20 protein-coding genes are annotated in these 24,078 nt (G+C 63.5%); 9 read left to right on the top strand and 11 right to left on the bottom strand.

What is annotated here, in order from left to right; translation table 11 throughout:
- Positions 1 to 197 precede the first annotated feature (197 nt).
- Complete coding sequence (gene meaB, locus RCO31_RS33105; protein WP_308972648.1) at positions 198 to 1,199, top strand: methylmalonyl Co-A mutase-associated GTPase MeaB; 1,002 nt, start codon at positions 198 to 200, stop codon at positions 1,197 to 1,199.
- Positions 1,196 to 1,843 carry a pyroglutamyl-peptidase I gene (locus tag RCO31_RS33100; protein WP_308972647.1) on the top strand — a complete coding sequence of 216 codons (648 nt, stop codon included), beginning with the start codon at positions 1,196 to 1,198 and terminating at the stop codon, positions 1,841 to 1,843. Before meaB ends, RCO31_RS33100 begins: the two co-directional genes overlap by 4 nt.
- Positions 1,844 to 1,980: 137 nt before the next feature.
- Here the strand turns inward: RCO31_RS33100 and RCO31_RS33095 are convergent, their stop codons facing one another.
- On the bottom strand, positions 1,981 to 2,298 hold the full coding sequence (locus RCO31_RS33095) for a TIGR03809 family protein (RefSeq protein ID WP_308972646.1): 318 nt from the start codon (positions 2,296 to 2,298) through the stop codon (positions 1,981 to 1,983).
- 604 nt (positions 2,299 to 2,902) lie between these two features.
- Here RCO31_RS33095 and RCO31_RS33090 point away from each other — a divergent pair.
- Positions 2,903 to 4,105: an EAL domain-containing response regulator gene (locus tag RCO31_RS33090; protein WP_308972645.1), complete on the top strand. Its 1,203-nt coding sequence runs from the start codon at positions 2,903 to 2,905 to the stop codon at positions 4,103 to 4,105.
- A gap of 39 nt (positions 4,106 to 4,144) precedes the next feature.
- Here the strand turns inward: RCO31_RS33090 and RCO31_RS33085 are convergent, their stop codons facing one another.
- Positions 4,145 to 5,887, bottom strand: a complete 1,743-nt coding sequence (locus RCO31_RS33085) for a cytochrome c biogenesis protein CcdA (RefSeq protein ID WP_308972644.1) — start codon at positions 5,885 to 5,887, stop codon at positions 4,145 to 4,147.
- 77 nt (positions 5,888 to 5,964) lie between these two features.
- Positions 5,965 to 6,768 carry an SDR family oxidoreductase gene (locus RCO31_RS33080; protein ID WP_308972643.1) on the bottom strand — a complete coding sequence of 268 codons (804 nt, stop codon included), beginning with the start codon at positions 6,766 to 6,768 and terminating at the stop codon, positions 5,965 to 5,967.
- Positions 6,769 to 7,158: 390 nt separating this feature from the next.
- Between RCO31_RS33080 and RCO31_RS33075 the strand changes: the two genes are divergently transcribed.
- Positions 7,159 to 10,083 carry a winged helix-turn-helix domain-containing protein gene (locus RCO31_RS33075; protein ID WP_308972642.1) on the top strand — a complete coding sequence of 975 codons (2,925 nt, stop codon included), beginning with the start codon at positions 7,159 to 7,161 and terminating at the stop codon, positions 10,081 to 10,083.
- 33 nt (positions 10,084 to 10,116) lie between these two features.
- Here the strand turns inward: RCO31_RS33075 and RCO31_RS33070 are convergent, their stop codons facing one another.
- From RCO31_RS33070 to RCO31_RS33055, 4 genes are all read right to left on the bottom strand, one after another.
- Positions 10,117 to 12,372, bottom strand: a complete 2,256-nt coding sequence (locus tag RCO31_RS33070; RefSeq protein WP_308972641.1) for a DUF4384 domain-containing protein — start codon at positions 12,370 to 12,372, stop codon at positions 10,117 to 10,119.
- A gap of 299 nt (positions 12,373 to 12,671) precedes the next feature.
- Positions 12,672 to 13,907, bottom strand: a complete 1,236-nt coding sequence (locus RCO31_RS33065; RefSeq protein ID WP_308972640.1) for a S8 family serine peptidase — start codon at positions 13,905 to 13,907, stop codon at positions 12,672 to 12,674.
- A 546-nt stretch (positions 13,908 to 14,453) separates the two neighbouring features.
- A complete protein-coding gene (locus RCO31_RS33060) occupies positions 14,454 to 15,125 on the bottom strand; it encodes a hypothetical protein (protein ID WP_308972639.1) in 672 nt (223 codons plus the stop codon).
- Positions 15,122 to 15,691, bottom strand: a complete 570-nt coding sequence (locus RCO31_RS33055; RefSeq protein WP_308972638.1) for a sigma-70 family RNA polymerase sigma factor — start codon at positions 15,689 to 15,691, stop codon at positions 15,122 to 15,124. The genes RCO31_RS33060 and RCO31_RS33055 overlap by 4 nt, the downstream gene beginning before the upstream one ends.
- Before the next feature lie 300 nt (positions 15,692 to 15,991).
- Here RCO31_RS33055 and RCO31_RS33050 point away from each other — a divergent pair, with 300 nt between their 5' ends.
- Complete coding sequence (locus tag RCO31_RS33050; RefSeq protein ID WP_308972637.1) at positions 15,992 to 17,098, top strand: DUF2336 domain-containing protein; 1,107 nt, start codon at positions 15,992 to 15,994, stop codon at positions 17,096 to 17,098.
- Here RCO31_RS33050 and gcvA read toward each other — a convergent pair.
- Complete coding sequence (gcvA, locus tag RCO31_RS33045) at positions 17,093 to 17,971, bottom strand: transcriptional regulator GcvA (RefSeq protein ID WP_308972636.1); 879 nt, start codon at positions 17,969 to 17,971, stop codon at positions 17,093 to 17,095. The two genes, RCO31_RS33050 and gcvA, sit on opposite strands and share 6 nt — an antisense overlap.
- A 91-nt stretch (positions 17,972 to 18,062) precedes the next feature.
- Between gcvA and RCO31_RS33040 the strand changes: the two genes are divergently transcribed.
- The gene (locus RCO31_RS33040) at positions 18,063 to 18,821 is read left to right on the top strand and encodes a sulfite exporter TauE/SafE family protein (protein WP_308972635.1); all 759 of its coding nucleotides are present in this window, start codon (positions 18,063 to 18,065) and stop codon (positions 18,819 to 18,821) included.
- A gap of 16 nt (positions 18,822 to 18,837) precedes the next feature.
- On the top strand, positions 18,838 to 19,125 hold the full coding sequence (locus tag RCO31_RS33035; protein WP_308972634.1) for a hypothetical protein: 288 nt from the start codon (positions 18,838 to 18,840) through the stop codon (positions 19,123 to 19,125).
- Here RCO31_RS33035 and RCO31_RS33030 read toward each other — a convergent pair.
- Together RCO31_RS33030 and RCO31_RS33025 are read right to left on the bottom strand one after the other, a co-directional pair.
- A complete protein-coding gene (locus RCO31_RS33030) occupies positions 19,122 to 19,760 on the bottom strand; it encodes a DUF1109 domain-containing protein (protein ID WP_308972633.1) in 639 nt (212 codons plus the stop codon). The two genes, RCO31_RS33035 and RCO31_RS33030, sit on opposite strands and share 4 nt — an antisense overlap.
- 3 nt (positions 19,761 to 19,763) lie before the next feature.
- On the bottom strand, positions 19,764 to 20,309 hold the full coding sequence (locus RCO31_RS33025) for a sigma-70 family RNA polymerase sigma factor (protein ID WP_308972632.1): 546 nt from the start codon (positions 20,307 to 20,309) through the stop codon (positions 19,764 to 19,766).
- A 241-nt stretch (positions 20,310 to 20,550) separates the two neighbouring features.
- On the opposite strand from RCO31_RS33025, the gene RCO31_RS33020 reads away from it, so the two are divergent.
- The gene (locus RCO31_RS33020) at positions 20,551 to 21,282 is read left to right on the top strand and encodes a hypothetical protein (RefSeq protein WP_308972631.1); all 732 of its coding nucleotides are present in this window, start codon (positions 20,551 to 20,553) and stop codon (positions 21,280 to 21,282) included.
- A 116-nt stretch (positions 21,283 to 21,398) separates the two neighbouring features.
- Positions 21,399 to 22,178: an enoyl-CoA hydratase gene (locus tag RCO31_RS33015; protein WP_308972630.1), complete on the top strand. Its 780-nt coding sequence runs from the start codon at positions 21,399 to 21,401 to the stop codon at positions 22,176 to 22,178.
- Positions 22,179 to 22,190: 12 nt separating this feature from the next.
- On the opposite strand, the gene RCO31_RS33010 is transcribed toward RCO31_RS33015, so the two are convergent.
- Positions 22,191 to 24,059 (bottom strand): acetyl-CoA hydrolase/transferase C-terminal domain-containing protein, encoded by a 1,869-nt coding sequence (locus tag RCO31_RS33010; RefSeq protein ID WP_308972629.1) that lies wholly within the window; start codon positions 24,057 to 24,059, stop codon positions 22,191 to 22,193.
- Positions 24,060 to 24,078: the final 19 nt, after the last annotated feature.

Genomic DNA, 24,078 nt, shown 5'->3' with positions numbered 1-24,078 from the left:
TCAGAAATTCGCACCATCGTTGCCGCGAGTCCGTCGTGCGAATTTCTGATCCATAAACGACACTAGAATCATAAACTTGCTAGTGTCCTGATCGAATCCGAAGTTCGCTCTGAGCTCGCTGTAAAGTATGGCGAACTTCGGATTCGGGACACTAGCATCCCCTCGCCTGCGTTCGGCAATCGTTGTAAACCGAACCCATGAATCGCTTGGAACCACCCGGCGCAATCGATCCGTCCGCGCTTGCGGCCGGCCTGCGCAAGGGAAACCGCGCAGCGCTGGCGCGCGCGATCACGCTGGTCGAAAGCCGGCGCAGCGATCATCAGGCCGCCGCCCGCAACCTTGTTCAGGCGCTGCTGCCCCGGACTGGCAAAGCGATCCGCGTCGGCATCACCGGCTCGCCCGGCGTGGGCAAGTCCACCACCATTGACGCGCTCGGCATGTACCTGATCGGCCTTGGGTTGAAGGCCGCGGTCCTTGCGGTGGACCCTTCGTCCGCGCGCACCGGCGGTTCGATCCTCGGCGACAAGACGCGGATGGCAAGGCTCGCCGCGTCGGACGCCGCGTTCATCCGCCCGTCGCCCGCGGCCGGCACGCTGGGTGGGGTCGCCGCGAAAACCCGCGAGGCGATGCTGCTGTGCGAGGCGGCTGGATTTGAGGTGGTGCTGGTGGAAACCGTCGGCATCGGCCAGTCGGAAACCGCGGTCTGCGACATGACGGATTTCTTCCTCGCGCTGATGTTGCCGGGCGCAGGTGACGAACTGCAAGGCATCAAGAAAGGCCTCGTGGAGCTCGCCGACATGATCGCGGTCAACAAGGCCGACGGCGACAATATCGCGCGCGCCAATGCGGCGGCAGCGGAGTATCGCGCAGCGCTGCATATCCTGTCGCCACGCTCCGAGCATTGGCATCCGCCGGTCGTGACCTACTCCGCGCTCACCGGCGACGGCATCGCGGATCTCTGGCAGAAGGTTCTTGATCACCGCACGGCGATGCAGGCGTCCGGTGATTTCGCCGCGCGGCGCCGGGAGCAGCAGGTCAAATGGATGTGGTCGATGCTCGACGAGCGCTGGAGGTCACGCCTGCGGGCCGATGCCGCCATTCGCGCCAAGGTTCGGCAAACCGAGGCCGCCGTCGCTGACGGCCGCATGAGCCCGGCCGTCGCCGCCGAACAGATCGCGCAGCTTCTGGAGCGGCCGTGACCCTGCGCGTCCTGATCACCGGCTTCGGCCCATTTCCCGGCGCACCGTTCAATCCCACTGAGCTGCTGGTGGCGCGGCTGATGAAGCTGCGACGGCCGGCGTTCGCCGACATCGAGCGTACGTCGCACATCTTCACGGTCAGCTATGGTGATGTGGACCGCGATCTGCCGCGCCTGCTCAAGGACTGCCGCCCCCACATTCTGTTGATGTTCGGGCTCGCCGCACGCACGCCATATGTGCGGATCGAAACACGCGCGCGCAATGCGATCACCACCATCTGGCCGGACGCCGCCAATACCCAGGTCCGCCTTGGCAAGATCGCCGCGGGCCAGGCCGACGCGCTGGTTTTCGGCCCGCATACCAAGCGCCTTTTGCGCGCATCGCTGCGCTCCGGCGTCGCGACGCGATCCTCGCGCGACGCCGGACGCTATCTCTGCAACTATCTCTGTTGGCGGGCGATCGAGACGGCCGCGGCCTCGCCTCGGCCGCCGCTGACGGCATTCATCCACGTGCCGCTGGTCCCACGCGGCACCGTCTCGCGGCGCAGCGGTGCCACGTCGCGCGTCAGCTTCGATCAGCTTGTCGATGCCGGTGAAGCGATCCTGCTCGAGATGATGCGGTCGGCAAGGGGCTCGTGCGGTTAGAGCATGATCCGGAAAAGTGGGAACCGGTTTTCCGAAAAGATCATGCTCCAAACAAGAGGCTAGTGCGTGATCGCGATTCGAAGAAACGCTGTCACGGCTCTAGCCGACCGATACCGCTGCCCCTCCGTTGCCCGCGTTCAGGCGACCGAGCGCTGCGCCTCGATCGTTGCGAACGGCGAAGGTGGCGGTTGAGTGCGAACGAAGGCGGAATCAATTGATGGCATTGCGATAACTTGCGCGGCCGCGGCCGGAGTCTCCTGCGGAGCAATCCGCCGCCAGGCATCTGCGGCGGCTTTGGTCTCGCGGATGACGCTGAGAAACTTCTCTTCGCTGAAGTATCGACGCCAGCGGCCGCTCTCGTAGAGCTGCGTCATATGCTCTAGCCGGCCTTCAGCGAGCGCACGCCAACCTTCCAGCGCGCGCTGGTATCGCAAGGCATCAAAAGCGGTTGTCATTCGGGCGCCCGGCGCAATGCCGCTTGGAGGAAAATGGACTGGAATACTGGGATGGTACCGCGCTTCCAACGCTGCCGATCAATCGCAGCGGGCGGCACCTGAGAAACACGCTCACAACAATCACGGCACACCACTTGCGAATCGACCCTTATCTGATTCGTGGTTCGGAGAAAATCCGCAAGCCCGGTGCCGCAGTTATCCACTGAGGTTCGCGCGAGCCAGTCTTGCAAATCGCGCGCCTTCCGCGTGCGGCTTGTCGGCATGTCGAGGCCAGACGAGTCCCGACGCGCAATGTGGCGGCAAGCAACTATATTTCAACAAAATTTTAACGAGTATTTACACCTAATCAACGGTTAGCGCATTTGCCTGCACGATCTTAACCGAAATTGCGCTGGTTCGGCGGCATAATAGCCGCTTAACCGACGCTCGCATCGACTATTTGCCGGATGTCACAGCACCGTTTGCGACTTCTCGTCAAATTTTCAGAGGATTGTCGACGTTAGCGTTACCGCGATGTTCCCGTGCTTAATTGTCATACTCCTCGTTTAGGTCAGGATGCGATTCCATAAGACCGTCCTCTGCAAAGAAACCGCGAGGCACGTTTATGGGGATCGCCTTTCAAGCCGACGCGCGACGGACATTCGGCAAGCGCCGGATCGCACCGCGTGCGTGTGTCGTCGACAGCAAGCAACACCTTCAGACCTTTCTGAGTGAGGCGCTCGAAGAACTCGGCTTTATCGTCTGCCGCTGTGCGTCCGCCGAAAGCCTGGGCGCAGCGCTCGGTACGCACTTTCCGGATATCGTGATCTTCGGCCTGTCGGCCGGCGGCATGGAAGCCGCAGGCGCGCTGGAAACCGCCTCCGCGAACGGATTCAAGGGCAAGGTACTGCTGCTCGGGCCGGCGGCCTCGCCGATGGTGACAGCCGTTCACGCTTACGGCGAAGGACTGCGACTCTCGATGCTGCCTGTGCTGAAGACCCCTTTCAGCGACCGCGATTTGCGCGGCGCCGTGTCCGATTTCATTCCCGTTGAAGCGCCGCCTGCTCCTCCAGTCGATGCCGCCGAAGCGCTCGAGGCCGGCTGGCTCGAGCTGTGGTATCAGCCGAAGCTCGATAGCAAAACTCTTGCGCTGCATAGCGCGGAGGCGTTGGTCCGCCTAAGGCACCCCACCTGGGGAATCGTGCCACCGGCATACTTCGTACCCGCGGAAACGGATCCGAACTTCCAGGCTCTTTCCAAATTCGTGATCGCCCGGGCACTGCAGGACTGGCGCTATTTCGTCACCAAGCACGGGCGGATCCAGATCGCGATCAATCTGCCGCTGTCATTCTTCAGAAATCTCGGTGCGGCCCAGCTTCTCTGTCAGATGCTGCCGAAACACGCCGCGTTCGACGGGCTGATCGTCGAAATGAACGGTGCAGAAATCGCCGAGGACCTGTCGTTCAGCAACGAGCTGGCACGCACCCTGCGATTCCACAACATTGGCATTTCGATCGCCGATCTCGGCGAGGAGTGGCCAACGCTGATCGAGGCCGACGAGTTTCCGTTCGTCGAGGTCAAGCTCGACCAGACCTTCGTCTCCGGTTGCGCCGACGATCGGCTACGACGGGCCGCGTGCCGGCAGATCGTCGATTTCGCGCAAAGTTCCGGCGCGCGTACCGTCGCCGAAGGCGTCGAGAACCGCGACGACTTTCTGGTCATGCGCGAGCTGGGCGTCGACCTGATTCAGGGATTCATGTTCGCCAAGCCGATGCCGGCGCAGAAGTTCGCGCGATTCCACATCGGCCGGCTTGAAGCGCCTGCGTGAGGGCGTGAGATTGCGCCATCCGGCGACCGGACCGAAATGCTAGCCGAACGTGAAAGCATAGGCGCGAACGCCGGGGTCGAGAAATTCGATTTCGAACGTATGCTCCTTCACAGGCCCCGCTTGCCGGGCGAGCTGATACAGACGCTCCTCCTCAACACGTCCGTAGCCTTCGGCGTCCACGTCGACGCCATGGTCTGCGCCCGGTGGCGCGCCGTCGATCGTCACGCGAAAACGCACGGACTGGCCTTGAGCGGCAGGAGCCAAGACGAGGTGAAGGTCGCGCGCGTGAAACCGATAGGCGACACGGCCGCGCGCCTCGTTTAGCGTCGCAAACTCGCCGCCGATCGTCCAGTCGCCCTCCACGCTCCATCGGTTGAGCGAAAGCACGGATGCCGCGCGGTAGCGGCTGGGCGTATCCCTCTTGATGCCGCCGGGTGAAGCGAAGTTGCTGGCGTGCCTATAACCGACGTAGGTTTCCGCCGAACGCAGATTGCGTACGTCCGGCGCCGCCTGCGCGCCTTCGCCCCGAATGCCCGTGAGATCCTTGGCGGCTGTTCCAGTGGTCGTTTCGGACAGAAGCTCTTGGATCAGCCGTTCCGATTGATCGTAGTTGCCCTCACCAATCGCGTGATCGCGTATCCGGCCGTCGGCACCGACGAAATAGATCGCCGGCCATGCCTGATTGTTGAAGGCGCGCCAGACTGTAAAGTCGTTATCGATGACGACTGGATAGCCGACGCCAAGCGAAGCCAACGCCTTGCGCACATTGGCGACATCTTTCTCGAACGCAAACTCGGGGGTGTGCACTCCGACCACGACGAGCCCGCGATCCTTGTACTTCTGGGCCCAGGCACGGAGGTAGGGGAGCGTCCTTAAGCAGTTGATGCAGGAATACGTCCAGAAATTCACCAGAACGACCTTGCCGCGGACCTCGTCGGGCCGAAGCTGTGTGTTCAGCCACGGACCTGCCTCGAACAAGGATTTAAGCGGCGCAGGCAATGTAACACCTGAAGTGGCGGCGGCGTCTGCCCGGGCAGTCGCGGATACCGGAGCGCCACGCAGGGCCGCGATCAATCCTTGTTCCAGACTGTTCGTGCTGGCCGACGACAAGCGGGTGAGCAGGCCCGTGTCGGCACCGAGCCAGATGGTTACGGCGCCCGTCACGATGGCGGCGCCGAGAACGCGTCGAAACCAATCGTCCCATCGTGCCGATTGCCTGGTGAAAGCCAGCACACGGCGGCCGAACAGCATCGCAGCGCCGAGCGATGTCGCCGCTCCCAGTCCATACGTCAATAGCAGAAGCGCCGTCTCGATGCTCGGTCCCCGTAGTGCGGCACCCGTCAGGATCAATCCGAGCACCGGCCCGGCACAAGGCGCCCAAAGCAGACCCGCGGCAACACCAAGCAGGATCGACGAACCGGCTGCCCCCTCCTTCTCCTTGAGATGCTGTCCAGCGCGTCCAGACAGCCATGATCCGAGCGATACGAACGGGGCCATCATCCACACCGCCAACGCGGGAAATAGCATCGCCAGTCCGAACAGTGCCATGGCCGCAAGCGCCACGCTCCTGCCGTACCTGTTCACGTCCACGGCCCAGCCTCCCGCGACCGAAGCGAGGCTCGCGACAGCTGCAAAGGTCAGGGCGAGACCGATGAGCAATGGCAAGCTGCCCCGCCTGAAAGGCTGGCCCGCCCGCACCAGGACGAAGGGCACGATCGGAAGGATGCAGGGGGTCGCGATCGTCAGCAGACCGGCCGCATAGGCAAGCACGAAGAGCGTCATGGGTTGCACCGTTCAGAAACGTGATATGCAGGACGTGGTGGCAGTTTTCGGCGCGGGCGCCGCGAGCCGGTCTCGTTTCAAGTCTGTGCCACCCGGTAGCGCGCCGCCGGAGAACTGAGCGAGAGCCTCGGGATCAGTTTCTGCCGCGCGGCCTCGTAAGCCGCCCAGTCGGCGACATCCGGCAGCGACGGAATGGTGATCAGTTCGCCTTGATCGAAGCCGGCAAACGCCGCATCGACCATCGCATCGGTTTTCATCACGGTGGCGCTCGCGAGTTTCCCGACCGGCGTTCCGGCCTTTTCCCAGAAATCGGTCTCGGTCGCTCCAGGCAGAACCGTTTGAATGTGAATGTTGCTGTCGGCAAGCTCCTTGTGGAGGGACCTGCCGAACGCCACAACGAACGCTTTCGTTCCGGCATAAACGCCGTTCAGAAGCTCCGGCGCAATCGCGACGATCGATGCGATATTGACAATGGCGCCTCCCCCCTGCCGTACGAACGACGGCACCACCGCGTAGGTCAACCGCATCAGCGCAGTGACGTTGAGCGCAATCGTCTGCTCCATTTTGTCGACGTCAGACTCGAGCAGCGGCCCGACTCCGCCGATGCCGGCATTGTTGACCAGCATGGTGATGCTGGCGTCGCCGCGCAGGATCTGCTCCACACCTGCGAGCTCCCCCTTGTCGTTCAGATCGGCGGCGACGACCTGGACGGAACGGCCGGTTTCCCGCGTCAGCCGCGTTGCCAGGGCGTCGAGGCGTTCCCGATGGCGTGCGACCAGAATGAGGTCGTGACCTCGCCGCGCCAATCGATCGGCATAGACAGCGCCAATGCCGGAAGAAGCACCAGTTACCAGCGCCGTGCCTTTTGACGAAGCCGTCATGGATAACATCCTCCTTGGCGATCGACGACACCCAAGCAGAGGATTGAGGAAACCGCCCGTTATCGCTTGTGAGCGGTTGTTAGCAGTCGGAGATGAGCCCGAAACCGGTCGCAGAAAGCGAAGTCTCTCGCACGGCCCAAGACGCGCGGCCGACTGCGGGACGCGGCGGGACGTGGCAGGAAAGCCGCGCGACAGAGCCGCCTGCGGTTCAGGATCTGTCTCTATTTAATGAAAAAGGTGAGCCGCCCGCAGGCGAAAATCAGCGGCCAAATCAAAGCATTGTGTGGTTATCTTTCCAGCGGCGCATGAGAGAAGCGGCTCCCCCGCAGCTTCGCTACAACCTTCTTTTTGACCAGGGCTACAAGCAATGCAGTGGCGAAAGTTCGCTCAATGAAGACGGCAACGGCGACCGCAGACGCGATCGGCTTTGGCCCGTTCTGCCTGAGCACCAGCGAGCGGCTACTGACCAAGGAAGGTGTGCCCGTCGAACTCGGCGCGCGAACGCTCGATACGTTGATCGCCCTGATATCCCGTCCCAACGAAGTCATCAGCAAGAACGAGCTGATGGCTCAGGTCTGGCCCGATGTCACGGTCGAAGAAGGCAGTCTGCGCTTTCATATGGCAAAGCTACGTAAGGCGCTCGGCGATGGGAAGGACGGCGCCCGTTACATCACCACCCTGGCCGGCCGCGGCTACTGCTTCGTGGCGCCGATTTCGGTGGCGGCGGCCCCCGAGATCGCGGCATCAGATATCGCGAATGTCCCCCGCGCCAATTTGCCCGCACGGTCCACGCGGATGTTCGGGCGCGCAGACGGCGTCCGCGCGCTCTCGGCACAGTTGACCACATCGCGTTTCGTGACAATCGTCGGCTCCGGCGGCGTCGGCAAGACCACCGTCGCCGTTGAGGTCGCGTATGAGTTGCTGGAGACGTTCGCCGGCGCCGTCACTTTCGTCGATCTCAGCGCCCTGAACGATCCGAAACTGGTGGCCAGCTCGCTCGCCGCAATGCTGGGGCTGCCTGTGCAGTCCGACGATCCACTGCCCAGCCTGATCGCATATCTGCGCGACAAGCGGATGCTGGTGATCTTTGACAATTGTGAACATGTCATCGACGCCACGGCAGCTTTGGCTGAGCGAATATTCCTCGCCGCGCCTCAGGTTCATATCCTGGCGACGAGCCGCGAAGCGCTCAGAGTCAAGGGCGAGCAGATCCACCGGCTGGCGCCGCTCGCCGTCCCGCCAGCCGATAGCCAGCTCACGGCGGCGGCGGCGCTGGCGTTCCCAGCCGTGCAACTGTTCGTGGAGCGTGCGGCGGCCAGCGGCGCTCGGCTGGAGCTTAGCGATGCGGACGTCGCGACAGTCGCGAACATCTGCCGACGGCTCGACGGTTTGGCGCTCGCAATCGAGCTGGCCGCTGGTCGGGTTGAAGGTTATGGGCTGCAGCAAATCGCAACGCTTCTCGACGAGCGCCTGACTCTGATCTGGCTCGGCCAGCGCACCGCACCGCCACGCCAAAAGACCCTGCAGGCCACGTTGGACTGGAGCTATGGGCTGTTGTCCGAGACTGAACGGGTTGTGCTTCGACGGCTCGCCGTGTTCGTCGGCACCTTTACGCTCGAAGCGGTGCGGGACGTTGTGACCAGCGCCACCATCGATCAGCAGGCTGTCCTTGGCGCGCTGGACAGCCTCGTCGCCAAATCAATGGTTGCGACCACTCGCATCGGACCAGCGATGCGTTATCGGCTTCTGGATATGACGCGCGCCTATGCCCTGGGCATTGCCACTGACGATACTGAAATCCCCAGCCTGGCGGCGCGTCACGCGAACTATTGCCGGCGATCGCTGGAGCGGACGGACGTCGACCGGTCACCCCTGACGACCACCAACGAGCGTGCGCCGAACCTCGCCGACCTTGGCAATATACGTGCAGCCCTGGAGTGGTGCTTCGGCGAGAGCGGCGACACCGAAATCGGCGTCGGACTCGCCGCCGCCGCCGTTCCGGTGTTCTTGAAGATGTCTTTGCTGACTGAATGTCACCGCTGGTCGGAGCGGGCGATCCTCGCGCTCAACGACGCCAGCCGCTCGCAGTCCGAGGAGATGCATCTTCAGGCAGCGTTGGGGCTGTCGTCGATGTTCGCGCACGGCGAAAGCGAAGACGCGCGTGCGGCGCTGATCAGGAGCCTCGCGATCGCCGAACAGCGTGGCGACACCCATAATCAACTGCAGCTGCTGGGACCGCTGCACATGTTTCATCTGCGAACCGGAGACTTCAGGGCGGCCCTGCGGTATGCCATGCGCGGCGCATTGATCTCCAAGGACGACCCGGATCCTACAATTGTGGCCCTCGCGCTCTCGTTGCTGGGGATCTCCTTCAGTCACATGGGCGACCTCGACAACGCCCGTGCCGAGCTGGAGGCTGCGTTAGAACGTGGATTGGACTCGCCGCATACCAGCACGATTTACCTCGGCTTCGATCATCACAAGGTCGCCGAAGCAACGTTGGCAAGAACGCTGTGGTTGCAAGGACACCCGGCCGCCGCGCTGGAACGGGCGCGCAGAACCATCGAAGACGCCGCGGACTTGGAGCAGCCGGTGACGCTTTCCGTCGCGCTGATCTGGGCTGTTTCGATCTTGCTCTGGGCCGGCGATCTCGACCAGGCCGAAGCGCACATCGATTGGTTCATGTCTCATGCCGAGACTTATTCCATGGCACCATTTCTTGCGGTCGCACTCGGTTTCAAAGGTGAGCTCGCGATCCATCGCGGCGACGCGATGGGCGGGATCGAGAGCTTGCAGCAAGGCCTGGAGAAGCTCCATGCGTTGCGTTACGAACTGTTGACCCCGACGTTCAATATCGCGCTTGTCCAGGGATTGACGGCGGTTGGGCGCCATGCCGAAGCGCTTGCGCTGATCGACGAGACGATCCGGCAGGCCGAAGCGAACGAAGCGCTTTCGCACATGCCGGAGCTGTTGCGCGTGAAAGGGTGCGTCCTGCTCGCAATGGCACCGCCGATGCGAGATGAGGCCGAATCCTGCTTTGCGCAGTCGCTCGAATGGAGCGGGCGTCAGGGGGCGCGCGCATGCGAACTGCGCACTGCGGTTGATCTGGCGGCGCTTTGGGCGGATCAACGCAAATCGGACGCAGCAAGAAGCCTTCTGCAGCCGGTCGTCGAACAATTCGCGGCAGCCGCGAACACGGCGGACCTGACGGCCGCGCGACAGCTGCTCGCGTCCCTCAAGCAAGCTCGCGGCAGTTCTTCAGGTCAGCGGGGAGCATCGGCAAGCTCCACGGCAGAAACGGCCAAGAGACGGTAGCGCCGCGCGGCAAGACCGCACCTGCAGGCGATCCTATCGCACCGTCACCTGGATAGCCGCACGGAAGGATTGACGCGCGCCGGGCGCGTGCGGCGGACCTTGCAGCCTTTCCGCAGCGTTCGGCGCGCTGGTCGGCGCGGGCGACGACGAGCCTGTTGCGGCTGCGCCGGCGGGCACCACCTCCAGCGCACGTCCGACGGCCCGCGTGTAGTTCGGCACCGAGGTGAACGCCTCCCGCGAAAAGTCATGCGTGATGCCATCGTTGTCGCCGGATCGCACCCTGCAGACGGCGACGATGTTCTCCACGCCTTTGTCCTTCGTGCGATATTGAAACGGTGCATTGGATCCCGGAAACCGGATCGGGGAACCTGCGCGTATCAAATTGTCTTGCTGAAAGCGGTTCGGCAGCAAAACAGTACCCTCGCCCTTCTCATCGACATTGGTCAGCGTCAGGTAACAATCGCGCGGCGAAACGATGGTGAACACCGGTCCGTCACCCGGTCGATAGAAATCCGCATCCGAAGTAAGCGACAGCTCGTCAGTGCGCGACGCTTCGGGCAATCGTTCCCGGGCGCGAAATCCCGCAAGCCGGACGATCTTCTGATCCGTCATGGCTTCCGCCAGCTCGCGATAGCTGACCTCGAACTGATCGCGCGGAACGACCCCCTGCTCCAGCCGGCGCAGCAACGGATAGAATTTCTGGTCTGCTGACGACGACTTGATTTTCGCCTTGTCGATGCCGAGCTCAGCCGCCGCCGCTGCGAGGTCGATGTCGTGTTCATAGCGCTTCGCCAGCGCGTTGATTGGCTCGACTCCATTGAGTTTCAGCGCGGGATCCAGGCCGGCCGCCAGCATGGCTTCCGTAAAGCGCTTCATGTCGGCTGCTATCAGCGCATCCATCCGCATCTGGGGTGGGTGCAGTGCTTCCACCTTGTCGCGGATGTCGCGCGGCAACGTTTTTGATCCGAGCACGACGTCACGCACCTCGTCGCGTGCCCTGCGCAATCCCTGATCGTGGCAACCCATGCAGGAGACGCCATTGGTGACGGCAAAATCCTTTCGCGACGGATCGCGCACCATCGCCGTCGGCGCCTTGTCGAGACGCCCACCGGTCGCTGTGCTGAGATAGTAGGCCTGAAACCCGTTCGGCAGGCTGAAGATCGTCTCGCCACCATCGTGCTGGAATCCGTCCGGCCCCGGCCCGAGCGGGAACGCGAACAGGTTCTGGTTGCCGCGATTGGCCGCGAAATCGTACGAGGTCCACAGGTATCCACCGGGCGCCGTGTGCCGCTCGATCATGCGGTTGTTCTGGCTGACACCGGAACGCTGGAAGCCGGCGCGCTGCGCGACGAAGCTGCGGATGTTCGCTTCCATATTCACGCCCTGCTCGCGCGCGAGCTCGGTGAGGCTGTTCGGCAGTCGCATCAGGTCGTCGTAAAGCGGTGGCTGTGAGGCTGCATAGGCGAACCAGTCCGCGCGCACGATCGCAATTGGCGTTTGCGTCGCCGCCGCGATCGTCACACTCGATGGGCCTGCGGGTTGCATGTTGTAGGGATAGGCAGCCAGCACAGTTTCCCAGTCCGACGTGGTCCAGCCAATGTCTGCGAGGTTGAGACGCAAGATCGACGCATCGGCATCGATGGTCTCGACTTTCACGATGTTCGCCGACCGGCTGAGCGAGTTGACAAGCTTGATCGCTCCCTGCCGGTAGACCTTCATTGCGTTCGCGCCCGCGCAGCTATTGGCGAGGTGCGTCAGGGTCAGGTAACGCGTGGTGGCGCGCCGCTCAGCCGGCTGCCGTTCGAGATCAGACATCACGAGGTTTGCCATCGCGGCGGGCGTGACGACGGCGCGATTGGCGCAAGTTGCAGCGGAACGTGTGCCGAGTGAGACGATCCAGCGCTCCAGCGCCTGCAGATCATCGGCGGTGACGTGCGGATAGCGCGTGTCGCCCTCATAGGCCACATCGTAGGGCATTTCGCGGTCGGCGATCTGACGAAACAGTTTCGAACCGAGCGCATTGCCCGGCAGCACGTAGTGCGGACTTGCCGCCATCTCATCAAGCTTCAGGATGTTGCCGAAATTCTTGGCGGGCCTGTCGCGGTTGATCAGCCGGCCCTCCTGATGGCAGCGGGCGCAGTGCTTGTCGAGCACCTCAAAAGCCTGCCTAGCGATCGGGTCGGAGGGTGGTCCGAGCGCTTGAGCGAAAGACACCTGTGCCGGGAAAAGTACCAATACCGCGAGCAAGCCGACGCTCGCGGCACATTCCCAGAACTTCCAACGGTGCATGGATGTCCCTTCCACGACGAACCGCACACGGTTCAAACACTCCACCGTGTCATACGTCGCGAAAGCGCGGCTTAAGGTTCAACCCACCGCGTCACAAAACGAAAAGGCCCGTCCGGGGGGACAACCGGACGGGCCAGCCGTATTGGCGCTTGGGGTGGATGGGCGCTCGCGCCGAACACAGCCTTTCTGGGAGGGGATTGGGCTCCCTCGCCTCAATTGGTCATGGCACCCGGGACCCAGGTTCAACAGCCTTCAAAATTTTCTCAAAGAAAGTCGGCGGGCAAAAAATCGCCGATTTGTCAGCGATTTCCGCTGGGAAGTTCGATCGAACGCGAAGCTGCGCCGGCGGTCACGGACCGGGCAGCCTGAGCCGCAGCCAGGGCGTTTGCGAGCCCGGCACCAAACTGATCGTCTTTGCCCTTGGGTCCGAGGTCCCGGGCCGTGTCGGTCAGGATCCGGCGCACGAGGTCGGGCCCGGCGCCCGGATTTCGTTCGATGATCAGTGCTGCGAGCCCGCTCACATACGCGGCCGCGAACGAAGTGCCGGAGGCGACCTGATACTTTTCGTCCGGCGCCGGCAGCAGCAGATCGACGCCCGGGGCGGCAAGAGCAAGATGGTTGCCGCGGTTCGAAGCTGCGAACAGCTTATCCGCTGAGTCGGTAGCGCTGACCGCAATCACGTTGCGATCGGCGGCGGGAAAAAGCGGCGGTGATTTCGGGCCGGCGTTGCCGGCGGCCGCGATCAATACGATGTTGCGCTTGGCGGCTGCCGCCAGCCCGCGCTCGAGCAGCGGATCATTCGGCCCCGCAAAACTCATGTTGACGATCTGCGCACCGTGCTCGACTGCGTAATTGAGGCCCTTCAGTACGACGAACGAGGTGCTTTCGGCGCCGCTGACCGTGGCGCCGAAGGCGCGGATCGCCAGCAACCGCGCCCCGGGGGCGCTGCCGAGCAACCGCGACCTCGCTGCAATTGCGCCGGCGATGCCGGTGCCATGAGCGTGCGGGCCTTCCGTCGCGCGAAGCGCGTCGTAAGTTCCGGCAACCACCCCGGCGAGTTCGGGATGCGCCACGTCGATGCCGGAATCGATGACGGCAATACGGACCTCGTCGCCCTTCGTCACTGCATGTGCGTCGGCGAGGTAGAGCTTGCCGACGGCATATTGTGCGGGATCACCTTTCGCGCTCGCCGCCTGCTGCAATGTGAAGCGATAGTTGCGCTGCACGGATCGCACGCTGCCGTCGGCCATCAGCCGTCGCGCCACCACATCGATCGAGCGGCGGTCCGGAATGCGCCATCGGAACATGGTCGCGCCGATCAGCGGGAAATTCTGCGATTCCAGCCGCGTGAGACGATGACGTTGCGCAAGTGCAATCGCCTGGCCTTCCGTCACCGCGCCATCGACCTCGATGATGATCTCGTTCGGCACGAAGTCGTTCGATGCGACGACAACCGGTCCGCCCCCCTTCGGAGCAGCCCTCTTGGCGATGGCCGCCGCAGGCGGGCGATTGCCGGCGCCACCGCCCGGCCTCACAACGCGTTTTGCTTTTTGCGAGCAAGGCCTTCCGCCGAACCCTTCAAAATTCCGGTAAGAACTGCAGTTCGGGTTTGAGCCGAACGAAAAGCCCGATTGCGCCGGACCGACCAATGTATCGGGTGGCCGAGGATCGACGTGGCGTGTCGGGATGGAAGCGGCTCTTGGCGCTGGCGTTGCGCCGGGAATCGTCGCCGGTGCCGGAGCCGCACCTGGACCGAAGGTCGGCGACCCAGCCGGTGCACCAGTCGGCCGTGGAATGGTCGCTCCCGGAGCTGTGGGGCCGGAGGCAGCCGGCCCAACCGGTCCCAATCGCGGCGGCACCGAAGGCGTGAGCGGCGTCAGACGCGGTATGTTCGGAATCGATGGCGCTACGCCCGGAGCCGTCTGCGCGAAGCCGATGCTTGCACCTATGGCCGTCGCGATCGTGGCTGCGACGAAGGTTGTCAGGACAGGACCAGCATGCCGCACTGAACGACGCGACGTCGCCTCGGCTCCGCAATCGCTGGCCATCGTGACCTCTGCGCTCCCGCGTCTACCAGCCGGCTACTGCGCTGGAGCGACGAAGCTGACGATCTTGTCCTGTTCAACCTTCTTGATCAGGTCCGCGGCTTCGTCCTTCGTCATCCGCTGGTCGCCGAACTGAATGCGAAACATCCCGCCCTTCAGACCGGCAACGATCGACGCATGGTAGCTGTCGAGGAACTGGGTGATGTCCGACATCCGCGCGTCCGGCGTGAAGCGAACCAGGACGCGGGTACCGCCGTCGACCTGGCCTTCGTAGGCCGCCGACTGGAAATTGCTCTGGCTCTGCCTCATCAAGACCGCGCCGATGATGCCGGCCTGCAGCAGCAGTGCGATTGCGGCTGCAGCGGCCGAATATGCAAGCGTGCGAGGCGAGAGGCTTGCGAAGAACTCAGCAATGCGCGCGCCGAAGACCGACGAAGCCGGAGGCTTCCGTTCGGGCTCCGCGTCGATGCCGGCAAACAGGCGTTGCATGGCCCGCGACGAAGGCGCGCCCAAGCTTTCGTTGAGATGAATGGTCTCGGCGAACTCTTCCTGGATCACCGCGTACTGCTTTGCGAGCTTTGGATCACGGGCCAGCGCCTCGTCGACCCGCCGCGCATCGCGCGCACTCAGCGTTCCGGCGGCATGCCAGGGCAGCAGAGCCTCGACCTCCTCGGGAGGCATGTCCGGAACCTTGCTCAGAGCAGTCATGGCCAACCTCGCTCGACGCCGGCTGCCTTCAGCAGCTCAGCCAGTTTCTTGCGCGCATAGAACATCCGCGTCTTCACGGTGTTCTCCGGAATACCAACGATCTCGGCCACCTCCTCCACAGACTTTTCGTGGTAGTAGACCAGATCGATGATTTCCCGATGGTCCGGCGTCAGCGCCGCCAGGCACTGTCGCAGAACCCTCCCCGTATCCGTCTTCTGGGCCGTGACCTCCGGATCGTCCGACGGATCCTCGATCGCGGCCGCAGTCTCGTCGTCAAGCTCCGCGTCCTTCCTCTTGCGAAGAGCGGACAGCGCCTTGAACCTCGTTATCGCCAGCAGCCAGGTTGAGACGGTGGAACGCCCTTCGAACTTTCCGGCCTGTCGCCACACGTCGAGAAAAACCTCGCTGATGAGATCCTCCGCGACCTGTTCGTTCCGCACGAGCCGGAGCCCGAAACGATAAACTCGCACATGGTGCCGCCCATACAGCACCTGCATGGCGAGCCGGTCGCCATTGGCGATCCGTGAAATCAGGACCTCGTCCGATGCCGCAAGATTTGCGCTCAACGCCCGGCTCGCATGGTTGGTCGCGGCGTTTTTCCGACAGGTTCGATCGACAATGGAAAAAATCTTCTCAATTGATCGGAATCGCCGCAGCGGTTCCGTGACTCAGCGCACGCAAGGTGCCCTTGGTTGGGAGCCAAGAGCAAGAGTATCAGAATAAGCGGCAAAGGTAATTAAACACCTTAACTTGGACTTAACCGCGTCTGCCGCGCCCATGCGGAGCGCGCGGCGCTCGATACGAAAAGGAAAGGCTTTCTGCCCGAGGTTGACTGTCTAACCTCTCGGATTTCGACGCAGCCCTCCATGCCAAAACGATCAAGCGCCTTCCCTGCTCAACTGCTCGATGAACTCGACGAAGCCCTCATGCGCGGCAAGGAGGCGCACCGCGCGGCGCTGCTCCGCGGCGTCACCGACCTGTTCTTCGCCGGCAATAGCGACCATTCGGACGATACGCTCGCGCTGTTCGACGACGTGCTCACGACGCTCGCGCAAAACATCGAAGTCTCGGCCAGAGCGTTGCTGGCGAGCCGGCTGGCGTCGCACCCGGCCGCGCCGCCGCGCATCGTGCATGCGCTTGCGTTCGATGACCTCATCGAGATCGCGGCTCCAGTGCTGAGCCAATCGACCAGGCTCGACGACAATGCCCTGATCGAGAACGCACGCACCAAGAGCCAGGCACATCTGCTGGCGATATCCACGCGACTGCGGCTCAGCGGCCTGGTCACCGACGTGCTGGTCGAGCGCGGCGACACGCGGGTTGTCATGTCGGCGGCCTCCAATCCCGGAGCGGAATTCTCCGAGGCGGGCTATGCGAGGCTCGTCGAACGAGCCGAGGGCAACGATGACCTGGCGACTTGTGTCGGGTCGCGTACGAGCATCCCGCGGCATCACCTGCTGAAGCTGATCGCCAGAGCATCCGCTGCCGTGCGTGAGAAGCTGCGCGCCGTCCATCCCGATGCCCGCGAGGCGATCGACGCAGCAGTCCGGCGAGTTGTGGCAAACGCGCAAATTCGCTCCGCCGCTGATGACATTGACGTCATGGCCGCACAGTTGCACGTCGGCAGGCTGCACGAAGCGAGCCGGCTTGATGAGGCGCAGGTCGCGCAGTTCGCCCGTGAAAGCAGGTTCAACGAGACAAACGCCGCCATTGCCTGCCTGACCAGCCTCCCGTTCGTCACCGTCGAGAGCATGATGGCCGGATCCCGGTCCGAAGGCGTGATGGTACTTGCGAAGGTGCTCGATTTCTCGTGGTCGACCTTGAAGGCCATTTTCGACATGCGCGTCGGCCTGCAGGGGCCGCAGAGTACGGATGAATCATTCACCAAGGTCAGCTACGAGCGGCTGAAGCCATCCACGGCGCAGCAGATCCTGCGTTTTCACAGGATGCAGCAGGTGCGCGAAGTCTCATAAGCACGCACTGCCCGCTGTCCGAACGATCCATGTTCGGAAAGCGTCGAATCCCGGTTCGTCGCGACGCGCGTCGCGATAGATGAGGTACCAGTGCATGCCTTTCGGGATGCTCTTCCTGAACGGCGCGACCAGCCTTCCGGCGCGGAGATCGTCGTCTATGTAAGGGCTGATGCCCATGGCGACGCCGACGCCGTCCAGCGCCGCCTGCAGCGCCTGACCGTAGTATTCGAACTCGGGCCCCTTCGCCGACAGCTTCGACAGCCCTGACGCCTTGATCCAGCGCGGCCAGTCGTCGCGCGCATGCGTGACCCGCAAGAGGGTTGCCGATCGGAGATCCTCCGGCTGCTTCAGCCGTCGCGCCAGCGTCGGCGCACAGACCGGAGTGAGATCGGCTGCGAACAGCCGCTCCGAGACAAGCCCCGGCCACGCGCCGTCGCCGAGTGTAATGCCGCAGGTCCAGTCATCGCTGAAGGGAGCTGCCACGCCTCCGGTCGTAAACCTCACCTCGATCTCGGGCGCGACCTTCTGAAAGTCGGCAAGGCGCGGGATGAGCCAGCGGATCGCAAAGGTCGGCCCGACGCCGACGGTCAGCACGCGCGTCGTCGTCATCGCGGACACCTGCGACGTCAGGTTGGCGAGCGCATCGAACAGCGGTGTCAGTCCTGCCTGGTAGGCCTGCCCTGCCGGCGTCGGCGCGAGCCGGTTGGCCTTGCGCTCGAACAGTTCAGTGCCGATCCGCTCCTCCAGCAGATGCACCAGCCGGCTGACCGCCGCAGGCGTGACATGCAGTTCGTCGGCCGCCCTGGCGAAACTGCCGGTTCGCGCCGCCGCTTCGAATGCCTTGACGCCATTGAGAAACGGAAGCCGGCGCATGGTCGACCATTAAAAAAGCTGATGCTGAGACCTTGTTAAACCAGTTTGCGCCGCGCGGCAAACGGGTTCATCAAGTGGGCGGAGACCGATCATGAGTCCACTGCTCGTTGCCGTCGTTTGCCTGATCATGGTGGCGACGTCCTTCCTGTCCGGCATTTTCGGCATGGCGGGGGGCATGATCCTGATCGGCGTTCTCCTGGCGATCCTGCCCTTGCCGCAAGCCATGGTGCTCCACGCGGTGACGCAGATGGCCTCCAACGGCTGGCGCGGCCTGCTGTGGTGGCGATATATCCGCTGGCGGCCGGCCTTGGCGTATGTCGTGGGCTGCGTCGTCGTCCTCGCGATCTGGTCGTTTGCGCGCTACGTTCCGGAGAAGCCCGCAGCCCTGCTTTTGCTGGGGGTCACGCCCTTCCTCGCACGGCTGACGCCAGCGGGCTTCCAGCCTGATCCGACAAATCCGCTGCAATGCGCGGCCTATGGCGTCATCTGCATGACGCTGCTATTGATGACCGGTGTTTCGGGGCCGTTGCTCGATACGTTCTTCCTCGGTGGCGGACGCATGGACCGGCGCGAGATCGTCGCAACCAAGGCCGCGTGTCAGGTATTCGGGCACGCCGCCAAGCTCCTCTATTTCGGCGGCATCGTTGAGCAGGCAGGCATGCTCGATCCGGTGGTGGCGACCCTCGCCGTCGTGGCTTCCGCCGTCGGCACAAGCCTTTCGACCCGCGTGCTCGGCGCGATGAGCGACGGACAATACCGACTATGGGCCAATCGCATCGTCACGACGATCGCGTTTTACTATATCGGTCACGGAAGCTTTCTGCTGATCGCCCCGAGATTTTCCGCATGACTTGCCGGAGGCGTCGATGACGACGACATGCGATCCGCTGGTGTTCGATCTGGTGCAATGGGTGGCGCGCGAGCCGCGCACCTATGCGGAAGTGATCGATGCCTGGAAAACGTCCTGTCCACGACTGACTGTGTGGGAAGACGCCATCGATCAAGGCCTGATCACCCGCAAGAACATCGGCGCGCGAGGGACCATCGTCGTCGTAACCGCCGCCGGGCGCGCGCTGCTGGCAGCGCAACCCGTTGAAAGCGCCATCAAGCCAAGGGCAATATCCGCAAGCCGCAAACGCGAGCCGGCGCTCTAGAACCTCAGCACCCACCGGCCCGCGAGCGCGCCGATCAGCGCGACCAGCGCCCACGCGATCGTGTACCAGGTGGCGACGAACAGCGGCGAGTCGTCGGCGCAGTGTGAGGCATAGAACGTCGCTGCGATGGCGCCGGCACCAAGGCCGGCTAAAGCCCCCGTCAGCATCGGCCGCGTCGCGGCCCCCCGTCGAAGGCCGATCAGCAGAGCGATCAGCGGCGGCAGCGACAGCAGCGGAATTGCCGTCAGGCAGACGCGCGCATTCGACCCGATCAGTCTTGCGGTCCAGCCCGAGGTTTGCGGCAAGGCGAGGTCTGCCACTATCCCCGCCGCGAGCAATCCGACGGGCACGGCAAGTAGCCAGGACGCGTTGCGAACGGGCGCACCCGGCTGCACCAGCCGCAGCGCGAGGGCGAGACAGGCGAGTGCGAGCGCAGCCGTGACGATGAACTTCAGAATGAAGAACGCGCGACCGGTCGCGGCCATGAAATCAGGACGGAGGCCAAGCGCCATGATGAACATCGCGGCGGTCACGGGCAACGCCACCACAAGCGCCACCGCCAGCACCATGCCGACCGGTCGCGCGCGCCAGCCGTGGTCGGCCGCGAGACTGCGCACGAGCTCGTTGGTATCCATCCTTCAATCCCTCCGCAGCTTGGCTGCGAGATTGGCGAGCCCGCGGTGCAGCGCGACGCGCACGGCGCCTTCGCTCATGGCAAGCTTTGCCGCTGTCTCGCGGATCGAGGCGCTTTCGACCGCGATCGATTGCAGCACCTCGCGTTGGCGCTGCGGCAGCTTCTCGATATGTGCGTTGATATCGGCCGCGGGCAGTTGCTCACGCGCAGGCTCAGCCGGCAGCGTCTCCGCGAAATCGTCGATATCGACGAACACGCGCCGACCGCGCTTGCGCAGCGCGTCGATCAGCTTGTTGCGGGCAATCGCGAACAACCAGGGGCCGAAGGGCGCCGACGGATCCCACGTGTGCCGCTTCAAGTGCACTGCAAGCAGGATCTCCTGCACGATATCCTCGCATTGATCGGTCGGCTGACCCGCCCGCGCCAACCCGCGTTGCGCGGTCGCCCGCAACACCGGCGTGATCGCCAGAAGCAGGCGGTGATAGGCGGCGCCGTCGCCCGAATTGGCCGACCGCATCAGTTGCGTCCACTCGCCCTCACCTTTGCGCACGCGCGCTCAATTCCTCATTTCGTCGCAAATCGGCCTTTGTTACGCTGGGAGCAGCAGTTCCTGCAAATTTGCTGGTCCCACCGCGGTTTGGCCGAACGCCCGCGGCCCGGAAGTTACCGGGAACGCGCGGCCGCCCCGTTTTTGCCCCGAGACGATCGAAATGTTTCCCGCTTTCGCTCGCGTTAAGGACATGGCGCCGGGGTCAATCTCGTCGCGGGATCAGAATTTGGGGAAGCTTGCCATGAACAACAGGGCCAGAATGCGCTTGGCACTCGGAATCGCGGCAGCTGCTGCCCTCACTGCACTGACCGCAATGCCGCTTCATGCATGCGATTCCACCCGAGGGTGCCCATCCAGCACGACCAGTCTCGACGGTGTCGCCGCCAACGCGCTGCCGACCTATCCACAGCCGACCGAGGAGAAGGCCACCCAGGAAAAGGCGGCCGAGCCCATCGCCCTGAAGAAATTCACCAAGACGCAGTCCCGCACCGCGCGACGCGCGCAATCGCGCAAGGCGAGCGCGTCGCAGCGCACCCGCGTCAGTAAGGATGCCGCCAACAAGGAAGGACAAACCGCGCAGGACGAGACGGCAAGTTCCGAGCGCGCAAAGGTGGAGAAGGCGGACAAGAAGGTGACGCCGACAGTCGCCGATGCGCATGCAAAGCTGCTCGACGCGGCAGCCGCCACAACGGCGGTGAACAGCGAAGCGGCGCAGACTGCGGCGCCGCAACCGCCGGCCGAAGCTCCCAAGCCGAGCGTAGAGCTGGTGTCCGCTGACGAGTTCAACGATCTCGATCGTACGGCCTGGGAAGCGAATCAGATGCCGAAGCTGATGCAATTGTCGATCGCTGACAGCCAGGCGGAGTTGCAAGACGATTCCAAGTGGGCCCAGACCTCGATGATCGGCAAGCTGTTCGTCGCTTTCGGCGCACTGCTGACTGTTGGATCGGCCATCCGGATGTTCATGACCTGATCCGTCCGGCCTTGTCTCTCGACCTCTTCGCACGGCCTGCCGTTGTGCGGGCTTGCAGGCCCTGACGGCAATAGGCACAGTCCGGTCCGAAACTGGAATCGAACAGGATCACGGACATGAGTGCTTACCAACACATCCTCCTCGAACGGCGGGGCGCGATCGGCATCCTGCAGCTCAACCGGCCGAAGATGCTGAATGCGCTGTCATTCGATGTGTTCAAGGAGATCGGCCGGGCAATCGACGATTTCGAAAGCGATGACGCGATCGGCGCCATCGTGATCACCGGCAACGAGCGCGCCTTCGCTGCCGGCGCCGACATCAAGGAAATGCAGCCGAAAGGCTACATCGACATGTTCAAGGCGGACTTCATTGCCGTCGGCGGCTACCGCGTCGCCGAATGTCGGAAGCCGACCATCGCCGCGGTGAGCGGCTTCGCGCTCGGCGGCGGCTGCGAACTTGCAATGATGTGCGACATCATCATCGCCGCCGACACCGCGAAGTTCGGCCAGCCTGAGATTACGCTTGGCACCATTCCAGGGCTTGGCGGCACGCAGCGGCTGACCCGCGCCGTCGGCAAGTCGAAGGCGATGGACCTTTGCCTCACCGGCCGCATGATGGACGCAGCGGAGGCCGAGCGCGCAGGTCTCGTCAGCCGTATCGTTCCAGCCGACAAGCTGATGGACGAGGCGATCGCGGTCGCCGAGAAGATCGCGTCGATGTCGCAGCCGGCCGTGATCGCCGCCAAGGAAGCGGTCAATCGCGCCTATGAAACCACGTTGGCCGAAGGCCTCAGCGCCGAGCGCAACCTCTTTCACGGCACGTTCGCCCTCGAAGACCGCTCCGAAGGCATGGCCGCGTTCATCGCTAAGCGCCCGCCGGCGTTCAAGGGGCGATAACGCACCGACACTTCAGCTTTTGCTGAGGGCGCCGCTGACCAGCACGCGGTAGATCCGGTCCGACAGGCTTTGCGGCCTGTCGAGGCCAAGGCGCGCCAGGGCCGCCTCATCCGGCGCTCCGCTTGCGCCAAGCCCGCTCAGCAAGAGCTTCGTAAGCGCAAGCGGCGACGCCGAAGCCTCCCGCAACATCTGCAGCGCAGGAATGAGCTGCTGCTCGACCGGCGTGAAGTCTGAACCGAACGGAAATGAGGGCAATACCCCGGACTCGCGGAAGGGCTTCAGCGCCTCTACGATCCGTTCGGGGAAATTCTCCCGGTGTGCGGCCGGAATTTCGAAATCCTTCGCAAGCTTGCCGGCATCCTTCGCTTCGCGCACCAATTCGCCCTGAAAACGCGAGTCCGAAATCGCCAGCATCGCCGCGATCACTTCGCAATCGGACCTGCCGCGCACATCCGCCACGCCGTACTCGGTCACGAACACGTCACGCAGGTGTCGCGGGATCGTCTGGTGTCCGTAGGACCAGCGGATATTCGATGCCGACTTCGATCCCGAACCGCGGCTTGCCTCCAGCGTCAGAATCGAGCGCGCGCCTGGCAGCGCAAACGCCTGCGCCACGAAATTGTACTGTCCGCCCACCCCGCTGACGATGCGCCCGTCGTCGAGGCCGTCCGATATAGCGGCGCCGAGCAGCGTCGCCATCATCGCGTTGTTGACGAAACGCGCATCGATCCGGGCGCGACGTTTGGCGTCCGCCTCCTCCAGCAGATCGTTGGTGAACGAGACTGCTTTCATCTGGATGCGGCGCAGCTGCTCGGGCGGCATCTCGCGCAACGCACGATAGAACGCTTTCGGCCCGAGAAAGAATGCAGCATGAAGCAGCGCCCCATCAACCTCGCGCCTGATGATTCCGGCATCGATCAGCTTCAGGAACGGCTCGACGAACATCTCGCTGACGCCGTAAAGACCCTGCTCGAAGCGACCCGACTCGAACGCAACAGGCGCCGCGCCGTTCTGCAGCCTTTTCACGATGTCCAGGAAGGTCGCGTTGTCGCGATGCCTAACAATCAGCGACTGCGCCAGCGCATCGCTGATCTGGCCGATGCCGATCTGCAGCGTGCCGCCATCGCGCACTAGCCCTGACACGTGCAGGCCGATCGCGTACTTGCGATCGGAGATCGGCTCGGCCGGCGGCGCGAACAGTGGAAACTCGACGTCCGGCGCCTCAAGGAAACCTGCAAATTCGGATGCAGGAAGATCGCCGTCGCCCGGCATGAACGGCAGTTCGGAGTTCACCTGCCCGTACATCCTAAAATTCGCGCCGCCGGCGCGGCGAACCTTCAGGAGGTCGACGGTGATGTCGGTGTTGCAGCTCAAGCTGTAGCGCGGAGCGCCATCGACGGCACGGCACGCCACAAGCTGGGCGACAACATTGACACCACGGGACAGGAAATCGTTGAACGCCTGGGTGTAGTTCGCCGAGATGTAGTTCTGCTGCGCAGCCGGCGATCCCAGCCATCGGCCGGCCAGAAAGAAGAACTCGCTGACCTCGACGTTCGGCGGCAAGGCGTTCGCGTGCAACGCTTTGGCGTAGGCGAGATCGGGATACCCACCGAACAGCCGCTCGATCACAGGACCGATGAAGCGCTTTTCGAGGCCGCTCGACGGCTGCGGTTTCTCGAGCGTCAGTGCGGTGAAGATCCTCAGATTGATCGAGCGATCGGCGACCGCCCGCGCGAACAGGGCGTTGGCAATATGATTTGCTTTGCCGAGCCCGAGCGGTAGGCCGAGCACGATCGTCTTGCCGACATCGGCGATGATCTTTTCAGCAATCGCCTCAGCGCTGGCGAAGTTTGGCGTCAAAGCTTCGCGCCCGTCATGCACGCCTTCCCTCGCCCTCTCC

The organism is Bradyrhizobium sp. LHD-71 (assembly GCF_031157255.1).
In the GTDB taxonomy this organism is placed as follows: domain Bacteria; phylum Pseudomonadota; class Alphaproteobacteria; order Rhizobiales; family Xanthobacteraceae; genus P52-10.
This window is presented reverse-complemented; position numbering and strand designations above follow the sequence as displayed.